Source organism: Saccharopolyspora sp. NPDC003752, assembly GCF_053605825.1.
In genome coordinates this window covers 306,676-329,276 of sequence record NZ_JBSGJZ010000001.1, presented here as the reverse complement: position 1 = coordinate 329,276, position 22,601 = coordinate 306,676, and the positions used below count along the sequence as shown (strand labels likewise).

The 22,601-nt window shown below is 66.3% G+C and carries 20 protein-coding genes, 1 tRNA gene and 1 CRISPR repeat array; of the genes, 17 read left to right on the top strand and 4 right to left on the bottom strand.

The window, feature by feature from the left end:
- Nucleotides 1-36 precede the first annotated feature (36 nt).
- The 10 genes from ACWEV3_RS01580 to cas2 all read left to right on the top strand — a co-directional run bounded on the left by ACWEV3_RS01580 (nt 37) and on the right by cas2 (nt 10,782).
- Nucleotides 37-795, top strand: coding sequence for a trans-aconitate 2-methyltransferase (locus ACWEV3_RS01580; protein ID WP_452612016.1), 759 nt, complete (start codon nt 37-39; stop codon nt 793-795).
- 110 nt (nt 796-905) lie between these two features.
- Nucleotides 906-978: transfer RNA gene (locus tag ACWEV3_RS01575), tRNA-Asn, on the top strand.
- A 190-nt stretch (nt 979-1,168) separates the two neighbouring features.
- A CRISPR array of direct repeats spans nt 1,169-1,861; the repeat unit is 30 nt; unit sequence GTGCGCATCGCCCCTACGAGGGGTCGCAAC.
- A 1,125-nt stretch (nt 1,862-2,986) separates the two neighbouring features.
- The gene (locus ACWEV3_RS01570; protein WP_452612015.1) at nt 2,987-3,481 is read left to right on the top strand and encodes a CRISPR-associated endoribonuclease Cas6; all 495 of its coding nucleotides are present in this window, start codon (nt 2,987-2,989) and stop codon (nt 3,479-3,481) included.
- The gene (locus ACWEV3_RS01565) at nt 3,478-4,926 is read left to right on the top strand and encodes a hypothetical protein (protein WP_452612014.1); all 1,449 of its coding nucleotides are present in this window, start codon (nt 3,478-3,480) and stop codon (nt 4,924-4,926) included. Before ACWEV3_RS01570 ends, ACWEV3_RS01565 begins: the two co-directional genes overlap by 4 nt.
- 14 nt (nt 4,927-4,940) lie before the next feature.
- Nucleotides 4,941-5,945, top strand: a complete 1,005-nt coding sequence (gene cas7i, locus ACWEV3_RS01560) for a type I-B CRISPR-associated protein Cas7/Cst2/DevR (RefSeq protein ID WP_452612013.1) — start codon at nt 4,941-4,943, stop codon at nt 5,943-5,945.
- Nucleotides 5,942-6,595, top strand: a complete 654-nt coding sequence (cas5, locus tag ACWEV3_RS01555; RefSeq protein ID WP_452612012.1) for a CRISPR-associated protein Cas5 — start codon at nt 5,942-5,944, stop codon at nt 6,593-6,595. The genes cas7i and cas5 overlap by 4 nt, the downstream gene beginning before the upstream one ends.
- Nucleotides 6,592-9,036: a CRISPR-associated helicase Cas3' gene (gene cas3 / locus ACWEV3_RS01550; RefSeq protein ID WP_452612011.1), complete on the top strand. Its 2,445-nt coding sequence runs from the start codon at nt 6,592-6,594 to the stop codon at nt 9,034-9,036. The genes cas5 and cas3 overlap by 4 nt, the downstream gene beginning before the upstream one ends.
- Nucleotides 9,033-9,530: a CRISPR-associated protein Cas4 gene (locus tag ACWEV3_RS01545; protein WP_452612010.1), complete on the top strand. Its 498-nt coding sequence runs from the start codon at nt 9,033-9,035 to the stop codon at nt 9,528-9,530. The genes cas3 and ACWEV3_RS01545 overlap by 4 nt, the downstream gene beginning before the upstream one ends.
- A 2-nt stretch (nt 9,531-9,532) precedes the next feature.
- Nucleotides 9,533-10,513, top strand: a complete 981-nt coding sequence (cas1b, locus tag ACWEV3_RS01540) for a type I-B CRISPR-associated endonuclease Cas1b (protein ID WP_452612009.1) — start codon at nt 9,533-9,535, stop codon at nt 10,511-10,513.
- A 5-nt stretch (nt 10,514-10,518) separates the two neighbouring features.
- Nucleotides 10,519-10,782 carry a CRISPR-associated endonuclease Cas2 gene (cas2, locus tag ACWEV3_RS01535; RefSeq protein WP_452612008.1) on the top strand — a complete coding sequence of 88 codons (264 nt, stop codon included), beginning with the start codon at nt 10,519-10,521 and terminating at the stop codon, nt 10,780-10,782.
- A 1,281-nt stretch (nt 10,783-12,063) separates the two neighbouring features.
- Here the strand turns inward: cas2 and ACWEV3_RS01530 are convergent.
- From ACWEV3_RS01530 to ACWEV3_RS01515, 4 genes are all read right to left on the bottom strand, one after another.
- Nucleotides 12,064-13,182 (bottom strand): tyrosine-type recombinase/integrase, encoded by a 1,119-nt coding sequence (locus ACWEV3_RS01530; RefSeq protein WP_452612007.1) that lies wholly within the window; start codon nt 13,180-13,182, stop codon nt 12,064-12,066.
- Between the two features lie 137 nt (nt 13,183-13,319).
- Nucleotides 13,320-13,556 carry an excisionase family DNA-binding protein gene (locus ACWEV3_RS01525; protein WP_452612006.1) on the bottom strand — a complete coding sequence of 79 codons (237 nt, stop codon included), beginning with the start codon at nt 13,554-13,556 and terminating at the stop codon, nt 13,320-13,322.
- Nucleotides 13,553-14,542: a TRM11 family SAM-dependent methyltransferase gene (locus ACWEV3_RS01520; RefSeq protein WP_452612234.1), complete on the bottom strand. Its 990-nt coding sequence runs from the start codon at nt 14,540-14,542 to the stop codon at nt 13,553-13,555. The genes ACWEV3_RS01525 and ACWEV3_RS01520 overlap by 4 nt, the downstream gene beginning before the upstream one ends.
- Nucleotides 14,543-14,628: 86 nt before the next feature.
- Entirely contained in the window at nt 14,629-15,381 is a 753-nt protein-coding gene (locus ACWEV3_RS01515; RefSeq protein ID WP_452612005.1) for a hypothetical protein, read from the bottom strand.
- Between the two features lie 425 nt (nt 15,382-15,806).
- Between ACWEV3_RS01515 and ACWEV3_RS01510 the strand changes: the two genes are divergently transcribed.
- The 7 genes from ACWEV3_RS01510 (at nt 15,807) to ACWEV3_RS01480 (ending at nt 22,562) form a co-directional block, all read left to right on the top strand.
- Nucleotides 15,807-15,935, top strand: coding sequence for a hypothetical protein (locus tag ACWEV3_RS01510; RefSeq protein WP_452612004.1), 129 nt, complete (start codon nt 15,807-15,809; stop codon nt 15,933-15,935).
- 112 nt (nt 15,936-16,047) lie between these two features.
- Complete coding sequence (locus ACWEV3_RS01505; protein WP_452612003.1) at nt 16,048-17,106, top strand: hypothetical protein; 1,059 nt, start codon at nt 16,048-16,050, stop codon at nt 17,104-17,106.
- Nucleotides 17,097-17,525, top strand: coding sequence for a pilin (locus ACWEV3_RS01500; RefSeq protein ID WP_452612002.1), 429 nt, complete (start codon nt 17,097-17,099; stop codon nt 17,523-17,525). The genes ACWEV3_RS01505 and ACWEV3_RS01500 overlap by 10 nt, the downstream gene beginning before the upstream one ends.
- 6 nt (nt 17,526-17,531) lie before the next feature.
- Nucleotides 17,532-18,518, top strand: coding sequence for a hypothetical protein (locus ACWEV3_RS01495; RefSeq protein WP_452612001.1), 987 nt, complete (start codon nt 17,532-17,534; stop codon nt 18,516-18,518).
- Between the two features lie 29 nt (nt 18,519-18,547).
- Nucleotides 18,548-19,597 (top strand): hypothetical protein, encoded by a 1,050-nt coding sequence (locus tag ACWEV3_RS01490; RefSeq protein WP_452612000.1) that lies wholly within the window; start codon nt 18,548-18,550, stop codon nt 19,595-19,597.
- Nucleotides 19,594-20,688 carry a PrgI family protein gene (locus ACWEV3_RS01485; RefSeq protein ID WP_452611999.1) on the top strand — a complete coding sequence of 365 codons (1,095 nt, stop codon included), beginning with the start codon at nt 19,594-19,596 and terminating at the stop codon, nt 20,686-20,688. Before ACWEV3_RS01490 ends, ACWEV3_RS01485 begins: the two co-directional genes overlap by 4 nt.
- Complete coding sequence (locus ACWEV3_RS01480) at nt 20,685-22,562, top strand: VirB4 family type IV secretion system protein (protein ID WP_452611998.1); 1,878 nt, start codon at nt 20,685-20,687, stop codon at nt 22,560-22,562. The genes ACWEV3_RS01485 and ACWEV3_RS01480 overlap by 4 nt, the downstream gene beginning before the upstream one ends.
- The last annotated feature ends 39 nt before the right edge of the window (nt 22,563-22,601 follow it).

The window sequence follows — 22,601 nt, the reverse complement described above, 5'->3', positions numbered from 1 at the left end:
ATACAGTACGGGCGTACTGTTTACGGAGGTGTGGACGTGTGGGATCCGCAGAAGTACCTGTCGTTCAGTGACCACCGCGACCGCCCGGCCCACGACCTGATGGCCAGGGTCGGCGCGTCCCAGGCGCGTCGGGTGGTGGATCTCGGCTGCGGTGCTGGAAACCTGACCTCGCTGCTGACCGACCGGTGGCCCGAAGCGGCGGTCGAGGCGACGGACGCATCGCCGGAGATGGTCGCGGCGGCCCAAGCCCGCGGCGTGGCCGCGAGGCAGGAGGACGTGCGGGACTGGAAACCGTTGCCGGACACGGATGTCGTGCTCTGCAACGCCGTCCTGCAATGGGTGCCGGAGCACGTGGAGCTGCTGCAGCGCTGGCTGCCCCAGCTGCCGGCCGGAGCCTGGTTCGCCTTCCAGGTGCCGGGCAACTTCGAATCACCGTCGCACGTGACGATCCGGGAGCTTGCCGCCGAGCCGCGCTGGCGTGACCAGGTGAGAGGCGTGTTGCGCCCGGACGCGGTGCTGCCGCCGACCGGCTATGCGGACGTGCTCTCCGACCTCGGCGCGGAGGTCGACGCCTGGGAGACGACCTACGTCCACGCGCTGACCGGAGCGGACCCGGTGCTGGAGTGGGTCACGGGCACGGCCCTGCGGCCGGTCCGGACGGCGCTCGACGACGCGGAGTGGGCGGAATTCCGGGCGGAGCTGGCGCCGCGCCTGGCGGCGGCGTACCCGAGGCGGGACGACGGCACGACCTGGTTCCCGTTCCGCCGCATCTTCGTCGTGGCGCACCGCCGCTGACCTGCGATTTCGGGAGAAGGATCAATAAGTGGGGGGTCCGGTGAAGGGCTCGGGAGGCATGGGCTAGAGTAGTCATGTCAGCGCGACAAGGGCTGACAACAACGAAACATTCCTCCGTAGCTCAATTGGCAGAGCATTCGGCTGTTAACCGAAGGGTTACTGGTTCGAGTCCAGTCGGAGGAGCAAAAGCCCAGGTCAACGACCTGGGCTTCTTCTTTTTGTATCCGATTTCAAGATCAACAGTCCAAAAACGCTCCATTTTCAACCGAGCTGCCGACGCAACTCCACAGGAGTGCGGAACGGTTCTAACTCAACGGCGCCCGCCCCATTGCGACTGGAGGGTGTAACTGCAACGATCACGCTTTACTCTCGGGTGCGCATCGCCCCTACGAGGGGTCGCAACGCGAGCTCGGCCAGCCAGGCGTCCGGGCTCGCGGCGTGCGCATCGCCCCTACGAGGGGTCGCAACAGATAGCTGCGATCGATGGTTTCGGCCGGGGTGGGCAGTGCGCATCGCCCCTACGAGGGGTCGCAACCACATACGTACCAGGCACCGGACGGAAGGACCCCCGGTGCGCATCGCCCCTACGAGGGGTCGCAACCAGCACGATGGGCCGGACCTCTGTGGACATGTGCAGTGCGCATCGCCCCTACGAGGGGTCGCAACGCTTCACCGGCCCGCGCCACGCCGGGGCGGTGATCCTGTGCGCATCGCCCCTACGAGGGGTCGCAACCCCAACACCTTCAGCTCGGACACGACGAGCGTGGTCTCGTGCGCATCGCCCCTACGAGGGGTCGCAACCTGTTGCTCACCGCGTTGCCCCCATGCCGTGATCGGGTGCGCATCGCCCCTACGAGGGGTCGCAACAGATCCCGGTACAGCGGGACGCCGACTAGGACGAGGTGCGCATCGCCCCTACGAGGGGTCGCAATCGGATGTCGGCCAGGCTGAACGCGGCGAGATGCTTGGCGTGCGCATCGCCCCTACGAGGGGTCGCAACTTGAGCACCACGGCGTCGCCGATGCCCAACACCGCGGTACGCATCGCCCCTACGAGGGGTTGTAACGGCTCGTGCCGGAAGTTCGTCCGGACCAGTGGACGGGGTGAGCGGCGACCGGCCGCGCCAGCGCGCTGGTGTTCTGACGTCCTCACGAGGACGCAGGCGTTGCAGAACGGCACGACTGCGGAAACCCGCGATCACCTCATGCCAGCTACACCACCTGCGGGCGCGGGATCCATGGCCGCTCGCCGACGAGCGGGAGCCGGTCGTTATCCAGCGGATCGGGGTGCGGACATTCACCCGAGTCTGGCAGGCCCCTGGAGCGGCAGTCGCTGGACGCTCGTCGCGATGGCGTGTACGGAGGGACTGCCGCCACGGCAGCCGGAGGGGAGCTTGGCGGCTTTCATCCCGTCGGGCACTGTGCGGGTGCGCACTTGAAGGTGGATCAACTGACAGGCTGGCTGTGGCGGAGTCTCTCCACGGTGGCTTCGCGACCGTCGTGGGAGTTTCAGCGGTCGGCCGGTTGTGTTGTGTGTCGGGCAGGTTCTCTGAAAACTGGTGGCGGCGTCCACCGAGATGTTCGCGTGCAGGCTGGGCTGAACGGGTGAATGTTGGCTTAGAGTGGTGTCGGCTGCAGGCTGCTGCGTGAGCGCGCGTGCGTTAGTTGGGCAGTGGCCTGGTATCGGCTGAGTCCCTGGTGAGGGGTAGCAACGTAGGGGTTATTTCGACTCGTCGTTGATCTAGCGTTGCCTTCATTGGCCCTAGTAGGGGCGTTTGTGAAGGGGCGGCATCCACATGGATGTCGCCCCCTTCTGCTATCCGGAGGAAGCGCGCGGCGGTGCTGCGTGGCCGAGTCCACAGAAGGCATCTCCGAGATGTTTAACTAAAGATCACTCCTACCGAGCATGTGGTAGGGATGGATTACACGTGATCGAGATTGAAGGGAGGTGTGGTGTGCGGTTGCAGGTGGAGGTGACGACTCGGGCTCGGGAGATTCCGTGGCGGGAGGTGTTGCGTCCTGGGCGAGGCATTGTTTATCGAGTCTTGTCGGAAACCGCGCCGGAGTTGGGGGCGTCGCTTCACGACCAAGGATGGGGCCGGTACGGGATGGTTCCGTTCGGTCATAGCGCTCCCCGGTTTCCTGCGGTTCGGGGACGACGCGGTGTGTATGCAGCTGGGGGCGCGGGGACGGTGGAGTTCTCCAGCCCGCTCACCGAGGTGGCGCATGCCCTGGCTGCGGGTCTGGCCGGCGAACGGATGCTGGACTGGGGTGGCGTGGCCCTGCAGGTCGGGCGGGTGGTTCCTGTGTTCCCGCCGCTGTTTTCTGGCGGCTCTGCCGTGTTGCGCGCGGTGACTCCGGTGGTGGTGAAGGGCCCGCCTGACCGGGACGACGACGGCAACCGGGTGCGGAGTCAGCGGTGGTTGCTGCCGGGAGAGCCGGAGTGGGACGTCTATTTCGTGCAGAACCTGCGGCGAAAGGCCGAAACACTGGGACTGGATCCGGCTGTGGAGTTGGAGTCGGTGACGCGGGTGGGACCGAAGCGGTCGTTTGCTGTCGGTGCGGGAGCGAAAGTCGGCGCCGAGGTCGATGTAGAGCTCTCGGGCCCTCCGCCCACGCTGCAGGCGTTGTGGTCGTGGGGGCTGGGTGTCGCGACCAGCGCGGGGTTCGGGGCGGTGCTGCCGTGAGCGGGACGAGCGCGGTCGGGGTGCCGGCGCGCCTGCCGGAGGACTTCGTTGACGAGCCGGTGGTGCTGACAGCACACCCCCTGCAGCGGTGTGGCGCGTTCGCGATGGCGGCGATGGCCCAAGTGACGCATCCGCGCGAGGTCGACGAGGCGCTGTTTCGCGGGGTGTGGCAGGAGATGACGGCCACGCTGGTGAAGATGGCCGGGATGCCCGATGCCAAGGAGCCGGGTGCCTTCTGGTTGTCGCTGAGCTACATGCTCTGGCCGAACAGCAAGATGAACACGACGAATCGTAAGAAGCTGTCTGTCGAAGAGCGTGCCGAGGCGACGAAGGCGTGGCGGACGCCGCCGGGTTCGGAGGAGTGGCCGCAGGCGCCGTGTGTGCTGTGCGCGCGCCGGGCGTGCGGCTTTTTCGGCAAGGTCGACGTGGTGCTGGCCGCGTCGGCGGAGTACCGCAACACCACGGTTCCCGGACACGATGGATTGGCGTTGTGCGTGGGCTGTTTGGCGAGTTTCTACGCGCTTCCGCATGGGTGCCTTGTGCATCGTGGACGGTTGTCCGTCGTACACAGCTGGGATGATGACTTCCTGGCTGCCAGTACATATCGGCAGGTTGAGTACACGCAGAAGCAGGCGTGGGGCCGGCCACCAGCGTTGCCGTCGGGTGGGTTCGAGCGTGAACAGCTTGTGCTGGAAGGGATCCGCCGGTACCGGCCTCGAGCGACGGTGACCTCGGATGTGTCGCTGCTGGTATTCACCAACTCCAACAAGGAGCAAGAGTTCACCGAGTACCAGCTCAGCCAGTCGATGACGCGGTGGGTGCGCACCGTCTCGTTGAGACCGCGCTGGTCCGCGGCGTACGCCGAGCTTGAGCGTGCCTGCACCACGCGCAAGGTCAGTGGGGCTGCGCGCTTGGCGCGGCTTCTGCTGACCGAACCGGCCAGGTTCCCGTACACCATCGCCGCTGCGGTACATGGGGCTGTGGATGGGGCGAAGCCACCGCGGGTGCCCGCTTCTGTCGGCGGCCTGTTCGACCTGTTGTCGAGTTATCTCACCGAGGTGATGAGGATGCCAGAGCAACATTTGCGTGAGATCGAGCAGTTGGGGGCCCGTGCGGCTGAGCTGATCCACGAGCAGTCGCTGTCGTTGAAGAAGTTCACGGTGGCCTACCGCCGGACAGGGGAGCTGCGGCGCTGGATCAACACGCAGTCGGTGGCGTGGTTGACCGCGGAATTCGCCAAGCAGCGTGAGCCGTTCATCGAGCCGCGGCAGATCAAGCTGCTCTTCGAGTACGGCGATCAGGCGTGGCTGTACCGGAACCTGTTCTTTACCGCTGTGATCGCCGAGCTGCATAAACGCGGGTACGCCACCGACGACGAAGACGCTGCCGACGCCCGCGACACCGTTGAGAACACCCCGACCGAGGATGGAGACAAGGAAGAATGACCTTCTTGGCAGGCATGCTGGCGATCGAGATCAAAGCCGGCGCACCGAACAACGGCCGTGGCGAGGACAACGTCGCGATGGTCAAGTCCACCCGTGTCGGTAACCAAACGTACCCGTATGTGTCGGCGCAGGCGTTGCGTCGGTGGTGGCGCGACAGTCTGCCTACGGACGAGTCCCGGTCGCCGGTGTACCGGTCGGGGAAGGGCACGAACCAGCAGGCCTACACGGCTGGTCGTGGGGACCGGTTCCTCGATGACGACCTGTTCGGCTACATGATCGCGGAGAAGAACGAGTCGTTTAACCGCGACACCGTGCTGGCGGTGGGGACCGCGGTGGCGGTGGCGCCCCGGGTGATCACCCGGGATTTCGGCACGATGAACCGGGGTTTCGAGATCGGTGCCAACCCGGTGCTTCACGAGCACCAGCACTACACCGCCGACGTGGCCAGCCCGATTCTGCTGGACCTGCCGCGGGTGGGGACGTTCGAATACGAAGGCCGCGGGAACCGCCCCGACCTGTCGGTAGCGGCGTTGGAGGAAGCGCGCGCCGAGGGGGCGGTCGAGGTGGAGTTCCGTGACACCAAGGCGATCCAGCTGCCTTTGGCTGAGCGGCGTCGGCGAGTCGCGGTACTGCTGCGTACCTTGGCGCAGCTGCGTGGGGGAGCGAAACAGTCTCTCCACTACGGAGAGCGGTCTCCGGCGCTGTTCGTGGTGGCTCCGATGAAGGGCGGCAACAACCCCTTCACCCGGGTCATCGCCGCCGAGGCGGGCTTGACGGTGGTGGACACCGGGGTGCTGCGGGAAGAGATCACGGCGTGGGCCGACGAGCTCGACGGCCCTGTCCTCCTCGGATGGGCACCGGGCTTCCTGCGGGAGAAGCGCGAGCTGGCGCGGGAGGAACTCGCCGACCTCATCACCGACGGCACCGTGCGTTTCGACCACCCGCGGGTCCTGCTGCGGGGCTTGGCGGACAAGATCGAGCAGGGCGAACACGACGTGTGGTTCGAGGATGCGGTATGAGTCGTGAGGCGTTGGAGGTCACCGTCACCGCGCCGGTGGCCTCCTTCCGTAATCCTCTGTACTTCGGGATGCAGGTAGGCCTGCCGTGTCCACCTCCGTCCACTGTCGGTGGGATGCTCGCCGCCGCGGCCGGCGGCTGGCACAAGGTCAAGCCCTCCACGCGGTTCGCGATGGCGTTTCACGCTCAGTCCTCGGGCACCGACCTGGAAACATTCCACCCGTTGGACAAACGGGGCCGGCGGACTGAGGCAACCCCGAAGGACCGGGACTACCTGTGGGGCGTGGAGCTCACGGTGTGGCTCGTGGAGGACTGCGACTTCTGGTACCGGGCGTTGCGGCGGCCGGTCTGGCCGTTGAAACTCGGCCGCAGCCAGGACCTCGCGGAAGCCCGCCCCCGCTACATCGATCTGCATGAAACGCCCGGCACACAGGGACACGCCGTGGTCTCAGGCGATCTTGGCGGCGACGGCACGATGCTGCGGCTTCCGACTGCGATCAGCCTCGACCGCTCCCGCACCAAGTGGGGCACCTACCGCTACGACCGCAACGGCAGCCGCGCTCACCTGCCCACCGGAATGTCTACAGAGGATGGTCGTGGAGTAGTGCTGCTGCCCGAGATTCACCCCAGCCTGGCGGAGGAAGTCGCGTGACCGGCCTTCGTGACGAGGAGTCGCCGGAGTTCCCTGATATATGGGCGAAAAGCCCGGACACCGATGATCCGGCCGGGGTGGGAGAGGCGCTGACGGTCCACAGCGACACCACACTGGGAGCGGCAGTGACGGTGGCGGATCGCGTGGGACGGTTGCGTGGTGTGCCGGACTGGTTCTGGCACGCCGTTGTCCTGGCGGCGTTGCTGCACGACTTCGGCAAGATCGATCCCGGATTCCAACTGCAGGTGCGGCATCCGGGAAGCAAGAAGTATGCGTGGCGGCAAAGGCATGAAGTGCTCTCCCTCGGTGCCGTGGGTTTGCTGCTGCCTGAGCCGTCGGAGCTTCGGCTGTGGGTGGCAGCCGCCGTGGCCACCCACCACCGGCCGCTGACGAACCATGACAAGCCCGAGCGGGAGATCCTGGAACCTCACGTGGCCGAGGAAGGAGAGCAGCTGGAGAGCCGGTTCACCGTCACCGACGACCGCGACGTGCTGCGAGCGGTACTGCGTTGGTTCGCAGCGCGCGCCGCTGCCCACGGGCTGCTCCACGAGGTGCCGGATCTTGCTGCGGTGACGTCTGAGGATGTGCTCGCCGCCGTCGGTGAGCTCCTGGCAGAGCTGAACACACGCTGGGGCCCGTATTCGTCTCCGACACCGGCAACTGCGCCACCAGGCCTGCCGCTGGTGTTGCTGCAGGGCGCGGTGACCCTGGCCGATCACGTCGCCTCCGCACACGGCGAACTGCTCACCGCACACCCCCTCGACGGGTTCACCGCCACCTTCCTACGCTCCCTCACCACTGGTGCCGACATCGTCGATGAGATGCGCGTTCTCCACCCCCACCAGCAGCACGCCCGTACAGCGAAACGGGCGCATCTGCTGCTGCGGGCTCCTACGGGAAGCGGCAAGACCGAAGCAGGAACAATGTGGGCGGAAGAAGCCGTCCGGCAGATTGCGCAGACGCGCGGCGGGCGGCCACGGCTGATGTATGTGCTGCCGTATCTCGCCTCGATCAACGCCATGGCCGACCGCTTTCGTGCCGTATGCCCAGGGGAGGTCGGTGTCCTGCATTCCAAAGCCGGGGTCTACCACCTCCACCGGCTCGGCGAGGACGTCGACGACGCACCGGCCAGGGCGCTGGAGGCGGTTGACGCCACGCGTCTGCACCGGCAGCTGATGCGCGTCACCACCCCGTACCAGCTCCTGCGCGCCGCATTCGCCGGCGTAACCGACTCCGCCACCCTGCTCGATTCCGCCAACAGCGTGTTTCTCTTCGACGAACTGCACGCCTACGAACCCCAGCGGCTGGGCATGATCCTGGCGATGATGAGACTGTGGTCCCACGACCTCGGCGGACGTATCGGGGTGCTCAGCGCGACCCTTCCGGACCGCTTCGCCGGGCTGCTGGAGGACACCCTGGGACACGGCACTGTCGAGGAAATCGACGGCTTCGCCACAACCACCGCCCCACCACGACACCGACTGAAGCTCGGCGACGAGCACCTCACCTCGCCGAACACCCTCGAGCGCATCGCCGACGACCTGGAGAGCGGCCACGCGGTGCTCGTGGTCGCCAACAACATCGCCGATGCCATCACGATCTACGAGCAGCTCCGGGATCTGGCCCCGGTACGGGACGAGAACGGCACCCGAGCGGCATGGTTGCTGCACGCACGGTTCGAAAACGGAGACCGCGCCCGCGTCGAAACCGAGATCACGGAATGGTTCGCCTCGACCGGCGCCGCACCCCGCCCAGGACTGCTGGTGGCCACGCAGGCCGCCGAAGTCTCCCTGGATGTCGACCTCACCGTCCTGCACACCTCAGGGGCGACACTCGAGGCGCTTCTCCAGCGGTTCGGACGCATCAACCGCCGCGGACTGCGCCCACCGGCATCGGTGTGGGTCTACGAACCCGACTACCGCACCGCCCGCGGAAACCAGATACGTGCCGACGGCGTCTACAACCTGGAACCGACCCAAAACACCTGGGAGTTGCTCTCCGCCCACGGCGACGGCACGGTCCTGGACGAGTCTGAAACCCAAGATTGGCTCAACAAGCTCTACACCAGCGCCTGGGGCGACATCTGGGAGAACAAGGTCCGGGAATTCCGGGACAAGTTCACCCAGGACTTCCTGACCTTCACTGAGCCCTTCACTGATCGCTCACGCCTGAAAGAGGACTTCTTCGAGCAGTTCGACGGGTTCGAAGCGATCCTCAGCGACCGCGTGGACGACTACCTTCAAGCACTGCGGGAAGGCAAGTCCCGCGAGGGCCGGCTGCTGGCCAGCCGCTTCCACATCCCACTGCCGGACCACTGCCGCCGCCACGCCGAGTTCAGCAAAGCCCTCGGCATCCACGTCATCGACGGCGTCTACGACCAGACAACGGGCCTGACCGAGATCCTCGGCACAACCGACTACCAGCCAGGAGAAATCCTGTGATCACCCGCGAGGACATCGGCGGAGTCCACATCAAGTACCTCTACCACTGCCCCCGGCAACTATGGCTGTACGCAAGAGGATTCCGCCCCGAACACCTCAACGAATCAGTCGAACTCGGCACCGCGCTCCACGACACCACCTACAGCCGGTTCAGCCCGGTCGACCTCGGCTCCGCACGCCTGGACCACTTCGACGGGCAAGCCTGGGTTCACGAAATCAAACACTCAGCACGACCCACCGCAGCCGACCGCGCCCAAGCACGCCACTACTGCCACCAACTCGACCGCATCGGCATCACCGTCGAAGGCGCGATCCTGCACTACCACGCCTCGCGCCGCACTCAACGCCTGCCGTACACACCAGAGGAACACACCCGAGCCGAAACCGACATCGACCGGGCCGTCGAAGTCATCACCGCCCCAACGTCACCTCCTAAATCTGAGCGCACCCGCTGCCACGGCTGCTCCTACCGCGACTACTGCTGGAACTCCTGACCATGCCCGCGACCGCACGCACCTACTGGCTGACCACGCCCTGCCGAATCCGCCGTCACGACAACAGCCTCCGCATCGAACGCGAGGGCCACGACCACACCTACGTCCCCATCACCGACGTCCGCGACATCATCGCTGCCGCCGACGTCGACCTCAACACGTCGATTATCAGCCTGCTCAACAAATACCGCATCAACATCCACTTCCTGTCCTACTACGGCGACTACGCCGGCTCCCTGCTCCCGGCCGACACCGCCACCTCCAGCCAGACCGTCCTTGGCCAAACACGCCTCGCGACCGACCACGGTGCGTCGCTACGCATCGCCGCCTCCATCGTCGATGCAGCCGCCTTCAACATCCGCTGGACCATCGACCGGCGCCTGCTCCACGAGCCCTACCAAACCCTCAAAACAACACTGAAAACCGCCACCAGCCGCGAACAACTCATGGCCGCCGAAGGCAACTTCCGCCGCAGCGCCTGGGAAACCCTCGACACCAAGCTCCCCGACTGGCTCCAACTCGCCGGACGCCACCGCCACCCCCCAGCCAACGCCGGAAACGCGTTGATCAGCTACGCCAACGGCCTGATCTACGCGCGCGTCCTCACCGCCCTGCGCCTGACACCCCTACACACCGGCGTCGCGTTCCTGCACAGCACCCTCGAACGCCACCGGCACTCACTCGCCCTCGACCTCGCCGAACTGTTCAAACCCCTCTTCGCGGAACGCGTCCTCCTGCGCCTCGCCGGACGCAACCAACTCAAACCACACCACTTCGACAGCGGCACCAAACACGCCATGCTCAGCGACGCCGGCCGCACACTCGTCATCACCACCATCCGCGACGACCTTGCCACCACCGTGAAACACCGCGAACTCGGCCGAAACGTCACCTACGACGAACTCATCTACCTCGACGCACTCGCCCTCACCCGACACTGCCTGGAAGGCAAGCCCTACAAGCCCTTCCGTGTCTGGTGGTGACGACGATGTACACGATCCTCGTCTACGACACCGCCGCAGAACGCAACGCCGCAGTCCTCCGAACCTGCCGAAAATACCTGCACCACATGCAAAACAGCGTCTTCGAAGGAGAACTCAGCCAAGCCCAGATCGTCTACCTCGAATCGGAACTCCGCCAGCACATCGACCCCGACTACGACCACATCCTCGTCTACACCTTCCCACCCGGCACCACACCCCAACGCCAAGCCTGGGGCAAACCCGACGACCGGCCGCACAACATCCTTTAAGCGCAACAGAAACTCACCCACGCCAACCGTCAAACCCCAGGAACGCCGCACCCACCCGATCCTTGAAAACATCAACAGCGCTGCGACCAGCAGATTTACCCTCGGGCCCGCATCGCCCCTACGAGGGGTAGCAACAGATCAGCGTCAAGTTCGGCCAGTCCAATGGCACGGCCCGCATCGCCCCTACGAGGGGTAGCAACTGCAGGCAGAGGTGTTGGGCTGGGACAGCCGCCAGCGGCCCGCATCGCCCCTACGAGGGGTAGCAACTTCACGGGCGACATACGCCGAGGGAACGTCATCACGCCCGCATCGCCCCTACGAGGGGTAGCAACTCGGTGCCCCCCACGACGGGATCGACGGTCAGGCCCGCCCGCATCGCCCCTACGAGGGGTAGCAACGTGGTGTAGCGGCCGGACATCGCGTCGGCGAAGTCGTGCCCGCATCGCCCCTACGAGGGGTGGCAACACGAATTCTTCGGCGTCGCCCCTACGAGGGATAGCAACGCGTCACGACTGCATAGCGCCTCCAGGCTTGGGGAAGCCCGCATCGCCCCTACGAGGGGTAGCAACGTCCGGAGTGCAAGCGCGGCGGGGTAGCCCGTAGGGCCCGCATCGCCCCTACGAGGGGGTAGCAACGCCACCGTGGTCCACCAGGCCATCGCGGGCAACGCCCGCATCGCCCCTACGAGGGATAGCAACAGGAGGTGTTGGGCGGTGGTGGTGGTCCAGCCGGTGGCCTGCATCGCCCCTGCGAGGGGTAGCGACTCAATGCGCCGGTTCTCCTCCTCTGTCCGCTTCCGGGCCCGCATCGCCCTGACGAGGGGTAGCAACAAGCCGAGGACTCCGGCATCGGCGCCCTGCGGCTGATCGCCCGCGTCGCCCCTACGAGGGCTAGCAACGCGAACAACATCAATACAGCCGTCAAAGCTTCCGCGGCGTACCCGGCCCGCATCGCACCTGCGAGGGGTAGCAACAGATATCCGGCGGGCATGACCTCACTGGTTGGCGGGCCCGCATCGGCCCCTGCGAGGGGTAGCAACGTCACGGAAGGGCCTGTCTACGCTCCGGAATTCACGCCCGCATCGCCCCTACGAGGGGTAGCAACAGCAGGCGCGAACTGCGGATGCGGGCCGCCAGCCATCGTGCCCGCATCCTGATGTAATGAGGGTAGCAACGCGAACGCGTCCGCTGGTGCGCCTGGGAGTGGCAGGCCCGCATCGCCCCTACGAGGGGTAGCAACTTGGGGGACCCACCACGACCGGCGCCCGGGCTTGCTCAAGACTCAGCATGCCGTCTTGCTGATTACATGCTCCAGTGCGGCTGCGGTTCGCTTGTTGGACACCTTGCGTTGCACGTAATGTTGTTCGGTGATGGTGCGGGTGTTGCCGAGTTGGTCGGCGATATCGCCGATCGGCAGGCCAGCGTCGTCGAGAACCGAGGCCACTGTCTTACGGAACGTGTGGCTGGTGATCCAGTCGTAGCCGCATTCTGTAAATGCTTCCTTGATTCGCTTGCTCATGTTGCTTGGGTCAAGCCAGCCGCCGTCCCAGGCTGGAAATAGAGGATTTTTGGGATCGGTACTCATGCGGCGCTGCCACATCGGCACTGACCACAGCGGTACTTGCAGCAGTAGTCCACCTTTGTTTCCTTTTCGGTTTCTTGCCCGAACGAGCCCCTGGCCGGTGACGCGGACGATGTGGTAGTCAATTGCGACGGTTGGGCCGCTCGGATCTGTTTCTTTCCCTGACAATGCCAGTAGCTCGCCGATGCGTACGCCGGTGGCGAGCATCGCTCGCACTACGTCGGGAAGATCTCGCCAGACTTTGGCTCTGCCCCCGAGGCTTCGGCCGAGGGTGTCTTTCGACTTGCGTTCGGCCAGCTGCTCCAGTTTTGCGAGGAGGTCTTCCCGCTCCTGGAGGGTAAGCGCTCGTACTTCCTTGGCTTCATCGTCGTCGCCTCGTGCCAGTCTCTTTGCGGACCGGACCGGATTGGAGTCAATTACCTTATGTCGGACGGCGTATCCGCAGATCGCGGAGAGCACGGCGCGCACGCCCTTCGCTGTCTCGTAGCTGTTTGTGCTTCGAGCTTTTTCGATGAGTCGTTCGCAGGACATCACTGTGAGTTCGCGGCGCATACGCAATTCTCCCAGTGCCGGGATGATCCAGTTGTGCGTGTGACTGCGATAAATTCTGGCACCGTTGGTGGAACGTGTTCCGATCTGGGCCTCATGTTCGATTTCCTCCAGCCACTTTTTTGCGACGAAGGTCAAGCGGCTGTCAGGCGAGAGTTCGTCTCGTCGGGCCTCATCGATGAGCTTCGATAGGGCCTCTTTGAGCTTGTTTTCTGTGGCCGTTTTGGTCTGTCCGATGCGTCGCACGCGTTTCTGGCTGCCATCGGGCAAGCGAAATCGTGTGCTCGCTTCCCACTTGTTGCCGGATAGCCTTTTGCATCTAATGTTGCCGAAGGTTGCGATTGGCAGCGGAGGTCGCCCCATCGTCGAGCCGCCTTTTGGGGTAGGTTGAAACGGTCGACGCGATATTACACTGACTTTTGTGTAGTGCGAAGAAATCTTTCGAGTTCAAAATCCGGCACTAGGTAGTAGCGGCCAGCTGTGACGGCACCGAGTTTGTTTGCGTGTATTAGGTCGAGTACCGTCTCGTACGGAATGCCGAGTTGCTGGGCGACCTCTTTAGGTTTCCATGCGCGTCGAGGTAGCTGGCCCGTCGGTTCCGAAGTTGGCTTTTTGTGTGTTTCCGGTGCTCCGGAGGTGATCATGCCGCCACGCCCATGGGTTCCGTGTGTGCCCAAGTGTGCGATCCCGGCATCGACGCCAACGAGTGCTTAGGTTCCGGCTGAAATGAATTCAGTTTTCCCGAACTCAAGGAGTTCGTCGGTTTGGTGAAGATGAGGACGTCTTCGTGGGCGATGAGGTGCAGGGGCAGTCCTGCGTCGCGTTGTTTGCGGATGAAGTCGCGTTGGAAGAAGCTGCCGCGGGCGACGAGGTCGTGGTCGGCGATGCGGGCCAGCAGTGCGACGCAGCGTTCGGTGGGGATGAGCCCGGCGTGGTGGCCGCAGGTCAGGATGTGGGCAGGCAGGTCGATGAGTTCGGCGTGCTCGCGCCAGGGACGCAGCGTGACCGCGACGTGTCCGCCGGGGCGGAGGAAGACGGCGGCGTGGGTGAGGATCCGGGTGAAGCCGGCGAGGAGTCGGGCGTGGCCGATATTGGCGAGGTTTCCCCGGTCGAGGGTGTTGCCGTAGCGGTGGTGATGTTTATGGACACCACCGGCACCGGTGGTGACCTGGCCGTGAGTGGAGGGCCCGTACGGAGGTGACGTCACGACCAGCGCGACCTGGCCGTGAAGCTCGGGCGGCAGCAGGGTAGTGAGCTGGCGGGCGTCGCCGTGCACGACACGGCCGACGGTGGTGGCGCCGTTGTGGTGGGCGAGGTCGAGGTTGGTTTGGGTGACCTTGACCCAGTGGGGTTCGTATTCGACGCCGATCGAACGGCGCCCGAGGCGGAGGGCTTCGACGAGGGTGGTGCCGATCCCGCACATGGGATCGAGGACGAGATCGCCGGGCTGGGTGTAGTGGGCGATGGCGTGGGCGGCCACGGCCGGCAGCATTTTGGCGGGATGCGCGGTGGACTCGGGGCTGTAGCGGCCCTTGCGTTGCGCTGCTGGAGAGGACTGGGCGGTCGCCCAGACCGACACCGCGGATGGTGCCTGACCGGTCGGGGTGGTGCTGGGCAGGCGATGCGACATGGGCGGGACGCGGTGGTAATCGGGGGTGTCGCGCACGGGGATGCCTTTCTCAACGCGGTTTCCAAGGTCGGCAGGGCGGGCGTGGGTCACCGGAGAGCTCCCGCGCCGTAGCCGTCGTGCGGTGGAGTTGGGCTGGGGTGCTCGTGTGGTTGGGCGAAGATCAGGACGTCGGCGTGAACACGGCGATGCGGCACCAGGTGCACGGGCGTCTGGGCGGACGAGGTACGGCGGTCGCCGGCGTCGATGCGGAGGCGTCCGTCCTGGATCGGCGTGAGCAGGGCGACGATGTGCTGGAGGTAGAGCAGGTCGGCGTTTTGTGCCGCGGAGACGACTGACCCGCTTGGGTCGACGAGCCGTCCGCCAGTGGTGTCGGTGTGGGTGAGCACAGCGAGGATTCCACCGGTGCGCAGCAGGCGGGCTGCACTTCGGGCGAGGTGATCACAACGGCGCGTCGTCCCGTCTTCCGGCGCCAGAGTCGCGATGACCAAGTCCGCCCGGCGCCCCTCGCCACCGAGGCGGTCATCGAGGAGCGGCGCGTGGCGAATGACCTCCCCATCGGGCAGGGCGGCGGGAGGATCGGCCCAGCCGTTCGCCGCGGTGCCGGTATTCACCTCGACGGTGTGGACGACGAGTGTGTTGCGGTCGAGATCGTCAAGGGCATCCCGCGCTGCTGCCGCGTCGCCGAGCCCAGAGCGGGGCCCCTCCATGCGGTCGCCGGTCTGTGCGGCCGTCTGGAGGTCGAGCAGGACGACCTCTGCGTGCCGTGTGGTGAAGGAGGTGACGATCTTTTCCAGAATGGGTGTGGGCCAGGGGGTGTCGGCCGCGATCGGGGACGGCACGCACGCCCACACGGTGGCGGGCGTGCTCGAACCGGCGCGGGTGCGTGGGCTGCGTCGCCGCGATGCCGGCGGCCGGGTAGTGCTGTCGGTGGCCGACTCGCGGCCACGTGGGTGCGCGGGCTGAGGCGAGCGCGGGGAGTGTGGCCGCCGAGGGTCGGGCGGTGGGGTTTGGTGGGGTGGGTTCATGGAAGGCCTCCGAGGTGCTGGTGACATCCCTGAACTCCGCAATACAAGCCTGCTGGGGACAGCGCCTGCAGGATTTCTCAAAAAACAAGCCATCGCCGTATTCCTCCCAGAGAAAACGGACGTCTAGCGTGGTAACGAATACGCACCGCGGTCTTACGGCAGGCGTGCAGCAATGGGCTAGCGTGCGGTGCGTTTCGCCGCAACCGTCCAAGCATGTTCGTGGTCTTCAACGTCGTGAGATGCCCGCACGGTCTCGGCGCCGGGGGATGGTCATCGCGCTGCTACACGGCTACTACCGCAGGGCGTTGTCCCAGCGTACCGGCTACTACCGGCATGCAGGCGTGATCAAGTCGCACACCGCTGTCTGATCGACTTCACGGTGCGACTCGGCCAGTGGCCTGGTCGGATAAGGAATCGGCGGAGATCGGCGGTAGTAGTGTCGTGTGAATTGGGTAGTAGCGCCGTAGAAATTCGGTAGCAGTGTCTGTGGCGTCCTTTGCTGTGTTGTTGTTTCGGCTCGCAGCAAGGAGTCACGACATGGCCAGAGGCAGAGAGCGTCAACTTCTCAAGGGTGACGGTTTCGGGCGTGACCGGATGCCGCTGGATACGGCGCGGACCGCGTTCGCGTGGTTGGTAACGGGGCCGCATCCGGTCTGCGTGGATGGGCGTTTGTTCGGCGGGTTGCCTGATCGTCTGCTGCCGTTGAACGAGGTGCGGGATCTGTTGCTGCGCCGTCGCTGCGGGCAGGGCACGCGGGATGCGGTGTGGGCGCATCTGGTGCTGCGCTCACGTACCGAGGGTGCGACGTGGACGGTCGGCTGTGTGGGTGTGGCGTTGCCGGGGTTGACCCGGATCGCCGCGCGCTTGTCGGCTCGGTTCGCCGGCGATGTCACCGACGTTCACGCTGCTGTGCTCGCCGGGTTTCTCGCCGAACTCCCTCGTATTGATCTGCGTCGGCCGCGGATCATGTTGCGGTTGCGGTGGGCGGCCTACCGGGCCGGGCACGCCACTGTTCGTGAGGCTCTGGATGCGCCGGTTCCGGCGGGGAGTGGTTTCCGGTCGGCGCCGCCGAGCCAGCCGTGGGGGCATCCGGACTTCGTGCTCGCCCGGGCCGTCGCCGACGCGGTGCTCACCGCGGAGGAAGCCGAGCTGATCGGCTCCACTCGGCTGGAAGGCCTGCCGCTGGCGGAGGCTGCCCAGCAACGCGGCGTCACCTACGAGGCCGTGAAGAAGACCCGGCGACGTGCCGAGCTTCGACTCCTGGCCTACCTGTGCGCAGAGAACGCCGACGGGGACGCCGGAGGGGACGTCGTCGTGCAGGTCGCGGACACCCTGGCCGTCACTTCGGCCGCACGAACCGCCGCAGAGCTGCCCGCTGGCATTTCCCGTCGTGGCGGCATGCCGGCGCAGAAATCCCGGGCACGAGTGTCCCGGCGGGGCAGCGATAGCGGAGTTCAGGGATGCGGGGGACAACCAGCCGCGTCCTCCGCGATCTCGTCGCCGGCTCCGTCGACGCAGGAGGCTCCCCGATGCGCCTGACCATCCCTTCACGCTCCCACCAGTTCCGGCCCAGCCCGCGCGCCCTACTGCACCGGCGCCTATGCCGTCGGCGTGCCCACTGGCCATCGGAGCACCGATGGCTTCTGGTCGGCGAGATCGTGGCTGTCGGGCTGCTGCTGCCTGGGTCGGCGGCATGGGCCGAGACCACACATGTGCTCGCTGTGGCGCCCACGTTGGAGGTTGTGCTCACCAACGCCCGGAACTGGATCATGGGCATTCTCGCGTTGGTGGCGACGGTGTTCCTAACCGTTGGCGGCTTGCGCTACTTGATGGCCGGCGGGAATCCCGGCGAAGTGGAAAAGGCCAAGCAGGCTTTCAAAAGCGCCGGCATCGGCTTCGGGCTCACCGCGTTGGCCCCGGTCGTGGTCGAGATCCTGCGGCAGATCCTGGGAATGTGATCGACCGTGTCGATCCCACCCCTGGCCATCGGGCGCATTGTCGTGGCGAATGCGGTGTTGTGGTCCGCGCTGATCGGCAGCCCCATCACCGCACACGCACAACCGTCAGCGGGTGAGCCCCCGAGCCCGAGCTCCACCGCGCCACCAACGGAATCACCTCCGCCAGTTCCTAGACCGCCGGCCGTAGAGACGCGACCGTGTGACGGGGAGTACTGCATTCCCGTAGCGCCGACGGCACCTGCTGTTCCCGCAGGGGAGAGTGAGGATCACGGCACGTGGCTGCAGCACTTTCTCACGGATTGGTTCTGGGACTTCTTTTCTGACCTCGCCACCTCCGCGCTCAACAGCGTGCTGGATTGGCTCGGCACCTCACTGTTGGTCACGCCCAGGCTGGATGAGATTCCCGTCGTCGGGCAGGTCTGGGGAAGCTCGCAACGCATCATGATTGCCTGTTCCGTGCTGGTGGTGATGATCGCCGGGCTGGTGGTGATGGCATACCAATCGGTGCAGACCCGCACTTCGCTGAAAGAAACCCTGCCCCGGCTGATTGTGGGATTCACCACCGCGAACTTGTCGCTGTTTTTCGGTGGGAAAGGAATCGAACTCGCCAACGCCCTCTCGGTGGCTGTGCTCGGTGGTGATCAGGCGGGCATCGATCAGACCGCGCAAGCATTCACTGACACGCTCCGGGGAAACCTGCCGATTGAAGAGGCGCAGTACAGCGACCTGTATGCCATTTTCACGGCACTGGTGCTCGTGGTCATGATCATTGTGGTGTTGCTGTCCTATGTTGTCCGGGTCGCGTTGACTGTCATTCTTCTGGTGGGTGCGCCGTTGGTGTTGATGTGTCATGCGCTGGCGCCGCTGGAATCGATCGCGTTCTGGTGGTGGAAAGTCTACGGCGGGCTGCTGGCCATTCAGATCTGTCAGTCGCTGGCGTTCATCGCCACTATCAAGATCTTCTACCTCCCCGGCGGAGTCACACTGTTCTAACACCCCCTCCGAATAAAGGGTGGTTGGGCATGTCGAGTTTTCTCGTCGCTATCGCGATGTGCTACATCCTGATCAAGATCCCATTTTGGGTCCTGAGTTCCGTTCGCGGCGGCGGCCGGTCCCGCGTCGGCTCGCTGATCAAAGGATTCCTCGCCTACAAAACCTTCGGGCTGATCCGGGGCGGCATGGCGAGCATGACCGGACACCAGCGTTCTCGCGGCGCTGCCTCGTCGTCTGCGCCGGATCCTTATGCGAACCCGCGTGCCGGCGCGGACGGGCAATACCTGTTGCCGCTCACCGGACTCACACGGGGCCGTCTGCGGCAGCCATTCCCGCACCGCACCGCAGCCGCCCCGAGGACACGCTCTCCGCGAACGCCCGGGGGACGGCAAGGGGCTCTGTTTTCTCTCGATGGCAAGCCGGTGGGTTCGGCATTGCCGCCGGAGTTGGGGCCGTCCGCGATGCGTCTGAATCCGCGCCCGGGTGAGCAGCACATGCTGCCGATCCACGCCCGCCACGATCCCGGCCGAGCCGTCCCCGATCCCTCGCCCAGTCCAGAGGCCGGACCGCAGCCCGGCGCGGGGCAGCTGCCGCTGTTCACCCGCTCGGGCCGACCGCGGCCGCAGGCTTTGCCATCGAAACCGGGCAACCCCGGCGCGATGCCCACCCGGATCCCGCCGGGCGGGCAGTACCCGCTGCCGCTGGTGGGACCGTTCACCACGCAATCCGTTCCCACACCACCCACCCCGCCTCCTGCCCAGCAGGACGCCCGGACGGTGCAGGTGCCGGGGCAGCGCCCGTTGTTCACACCCAACGGTGAGGTACACCCGCAGGCACGCGCCCGCCGGCCAAGCCGACCGGATCCGAAGCCCACGGCGCCCTCGGCCTACAAGGGCATTCGCCCCGACAAACACGGCCAGTACGCCCTGCCGCTGGACCTTCCGCGTCCCACCCGCAGCCGGCCCCGGCCCGCAACCACCGTCGCCGGCGCGAGCCCTGCGGGAGCGGACCCGGACCAGCCTGAACTTGCTCTCGACCTGCCCGCTTCACCGGCACCCGCGGAAGGTGATCCCACATGACCGAGCCCATCCGTATTCCGTCTGATGTGGACAGAGAAGACCGGATCCTGGCGAACCTGACCGCGCGGCAACTGGCCATCCTCGCCGTCACCGGCGTGGCGCTGTATCTCGGATGGCTGGCGACGCGAACCGTGGTGGCGCTCCCGGTCTTTGTGGCGCTGGCGCTGCCGATCGCAGCCCTCGTCCTCGCCCTGGTGCTCGGGCAGCGCGACGGCGTGTCACTGGACCGGCTCGCCGTGGCCGCCCTCCGCCAACGTATGGCCCCCGCCCGACGCGTCACCGCCCCGGAAGGCGTGCAGCCCGCCCCGAACTGGCTGACCGCCCGCGCGCACCACACCTCCGGCCCGGACCTGGACGCTTCCCGACTAGGGGAGGTGGAGCTGCCCACGACCGGCGTGCGTTCCGCGTCGGTCGCGGAGACCGGTGTGGTGGATCTTGGCGCTGACGGTCTGGCGGTCGTGGCCGTAGCCTCCACGGTCAACTTCGCGCTCCGCACTCCGGCCGAACAAAGCAGTCTGGTAGCCGGTTTCGGGCGCTACTTGCATTCCCTGACCGCCCCGATCCAGATCCTCGTCCGCGCCGAACGTCTCGATCTGACCGCGCAGATCGCCGATCTTCGCGACCGTGCCGGGGGATTGCCGCATCCCGCGCTGGAAGCCGCCGCGGCCGAACACGCCGACTACCTCAACTATCTTGCCGAGCACGCCGACCTGCTGCGCCGCCAGGTCCTGCTCGTCCTGCGTGAACCTCTGGAACACGCCACCACGAAACCGGCCTTTCCTCTCTGGCGGCGCCACAAGCGCACCACGCGGACCGTCCCTGCCGGGGAGGCGGCGCGGCGGGCCGCCGAGGCACGCCTGGTGCGACGGCTGACCGAAGCCGTGGACCTGCTGGCGCCGGCCGGGATCGTGGTGACGGCCCTGGATGCGGGGCAGGCGACCTGTGTGCTGGCCGCCGCCTGCAACCCCGACCGTGTCCTGCCGGCCCTCACTGGTGTGGCCGGTGCGGAGGACGTCATCTCTGTCCACCCGGAGACATCGCGGCACACCGATGCCGTCGCCGACGAGGACGAGTGGGGGCAAGCGGCATGAGGGCCCGCACGCAGCACCGCGCTCCGCGGGGCGCGGCAGGTTCCGAGGTGTTCGCTCCGGAGGCGTTGAGCATCGGGGCTCGGCATGTGGAGGTCGGCGGGGACTGGGTCTCATCCTTCGCGATCACCGGATACCCGCGCGAGGTCCACCCTGGGTGGCTGCAGCCCCTGCTGACCTACCCGGGCCGGCTGGATGTGTCGCTGCACGTCGAGCCGATCGACCCCACGACCGCCGCAACCCGCCTGCGAAACCAGTTGGCGAAACTGGAATCCGGCCGCCGGCACACCGCCGAACACGGCCGCCTCGCCGACCCGCAGGTGGACGCGGCCACCGAAGACGCCTACGAGCTCTCCGCCCGGATCGCCCGCGGCGAAGGCCGACTGTTCCGCCTCGGCCTCTACCTCACCGTCCACGCCACCACCGAAGAAGCGCTCACCAACGAGGTCGCCGCGGTCCGGGCATTGGCGGCGTCGCTGCTGCTGGACGCCAAGCCCGCCACCTACCGCAGCCTGCAAGGCTGGGTGTCCACCCTCCCCATGGGACTCGATCTACTGGGGATGCGCCGCACCTTCGACACCAGCGCCCTCGCCGCGGCATTCCCCTTCACCTCAGCCGACCTCCCCCCAGCCGACCCGACGTCGGTGTCCGCGCCGACCGGGGTGCTCTACGGGTTCAACGTGGGCAGCCAAGGACTGGTGCACTGGGATCGCTTCGACGCCGACAACCACAACAGCGTGATCCTCGGCCGCAGCGGCGCCGGAAAAAGCTACCTCGTCAAACTAGAGACACTGCGCTCGCTCTACCGCGGGATCGAGGTCGCCGTCATCGACCCCGAAGACGAATACCGGCGCCTCGCCGACGCCGTCGGCGGCACCTACCTCCACCTCGGCGCCGACAGGGTGCGCCTCAACCCTTTCGACCTCCCCATCACCACCGGGCCCGACGGCAGGCGCACCGCGCCGAAAGACGCGCTCGTGCGCCGCAGCCTGTTCCTGCACACCGTGATCAGCGTCCTGCTCGACGCGCCACTGAGCGCGGGGGAACGGGCCGTGCTGGACCAAGCGATCACCGCCACCTATCGCCGGGCCGGAATCACCGCTGACGCCCGCACCTGGACCCGCCCTGCACCCATCCTCCGCGACCTCCGCGACACCCTCACCACCCACGGTGACCCGGTTTCGGCAGAGCTGGCCGCGCGGCTGCACCCCTACGTCGACGGAGCGTTCAAAGACCTCCTCAACGGGCCCACCACAAACCGCCCCGAAGGGCACCTCGTGGTGTTCTCGCTACGGGACCTGCCCGACGAACTCAAACCGATCGGCACCCTGCTCACGCTGGACGCGGTGTGGCGACGGGTCGCCAACCCCGTGCTCCGCCGGCCACGGCTGGTCGTCGTCGACGAAGCCTGGCTGCTGATGCGCCAACCCGCGGGCGCGGAGTTCTTGTTCCGCATGGCCAAGGCATCCCGGAAACACTGGGCCGGGCTGACCGTGGCGACTCAGGACACCGCCGACGTCCTCGGCAGCGATCTCGGCAAAGCCGTCGTCGCCAACGCCGCCACCCAGATCCTGCTGCGGCAGGCACCGCAAGCTATCGACGAGATCACCCGCACCTTCGACCTCTCCGCGGGAGAACGCCACTTCCTGCTGGCGGCCGACCAAGGTCAAGGGCTGCTCGCCGCCGGAACCCAACGCGTGGCCTTCCACGCCGTCGCCTCACCCGCCGAACACGCGTTGGTCACCAGCAACCCGGCCGAACTCGCCGACACAGACTCCACTATGGACTCATCGAGTTTCGAGGTCGGTGACGCGACGGCGCCGCTGACAGGTGACGAGTTCGGCGCCGATGCCGGCAACATCCACCTTCCACTCTGACACCTGGACCAGCGTCGGGTGATTCGGACGTGCCACTTC

Bases quoted from the DNA above. Each gene is read 5' to 3' on its own strand.
- cas7i (WP_452612013.1), top strand. From the start codon at position 4,941: ATGCTGGCGATCGAGATCAAAGCCGGCGCACCGAACAACGGCCGTGGC.
- cas5 (WP_452612012.1), top strand. From the start codon at position 5,942: ATGAGTCGTGAGGCGTTGGAGGTCACCGTCACCGCGCCGGTGGCCTCC.
- cas1b (WP_452612009.1), top strand. From the start codon at position 9,533: ATGCCCGCGACCGCACGCACCTACTGGCTGACCACGCCCTGCCGAATC.
- cas2 (WP_452612008.1), top strand. From the start codon at position 10,519: ATGTACACGATCCTCGTCTACGACACCGCCGCAGAACGCAACGCCGCA.
- ACWEV3_RS01525 (WP_452612006.1), bottom strand. From the start codon at position 13,556: ATGATCACCTCCGGAGCACCGGAAACACACAAAAAGCCAACTTCGGAA.
- ACWEV3_RS01520 (WP_452612234.1), bottom strand. From the start codon at position 14,542: ATGTCGCATCGCCTGCCCAGCACCACCCCGACCGGTCAGGCACCATCC.
- ACWEV3_RS01510 (WP_452612004.1), top strand. From the start codon at position 15,807: ATGCCCGCACGGTCTCGGCGCCGGGGGATGGTCATCGCGCTGCTACAC.
- ACWEV3_RS01500 (WP_452612002.1), top strand. From the start codon at position 17,097: ATGCGCCTGACCATCCCTTCACGCTCCCACCAGTTCCGGCCCAGCCCG.
- ACWEV3_RS01490 (WP_452612000.1), top strand. From the start codon at position 18,548: ATGTCGAGTTTTCTCGTCGCTATCGCGATGTGCTACATCCTGATCAAG.
- ACWEV3_RS01485 (WP_452611999.1), top strand. From the start codon at position 19,594: ATGACCGAGCCCATCCGTATTCCGTCTGATGTGGACAGAGAAGACCGG.
- ACWEV3_RS01480 (WP_452611998.1), top strand. From the start codon at position 20,685: ATGAGGGCCCGCACGCAGCACCGCGCTCCGCGGGGCGCGGCAGGTTCC.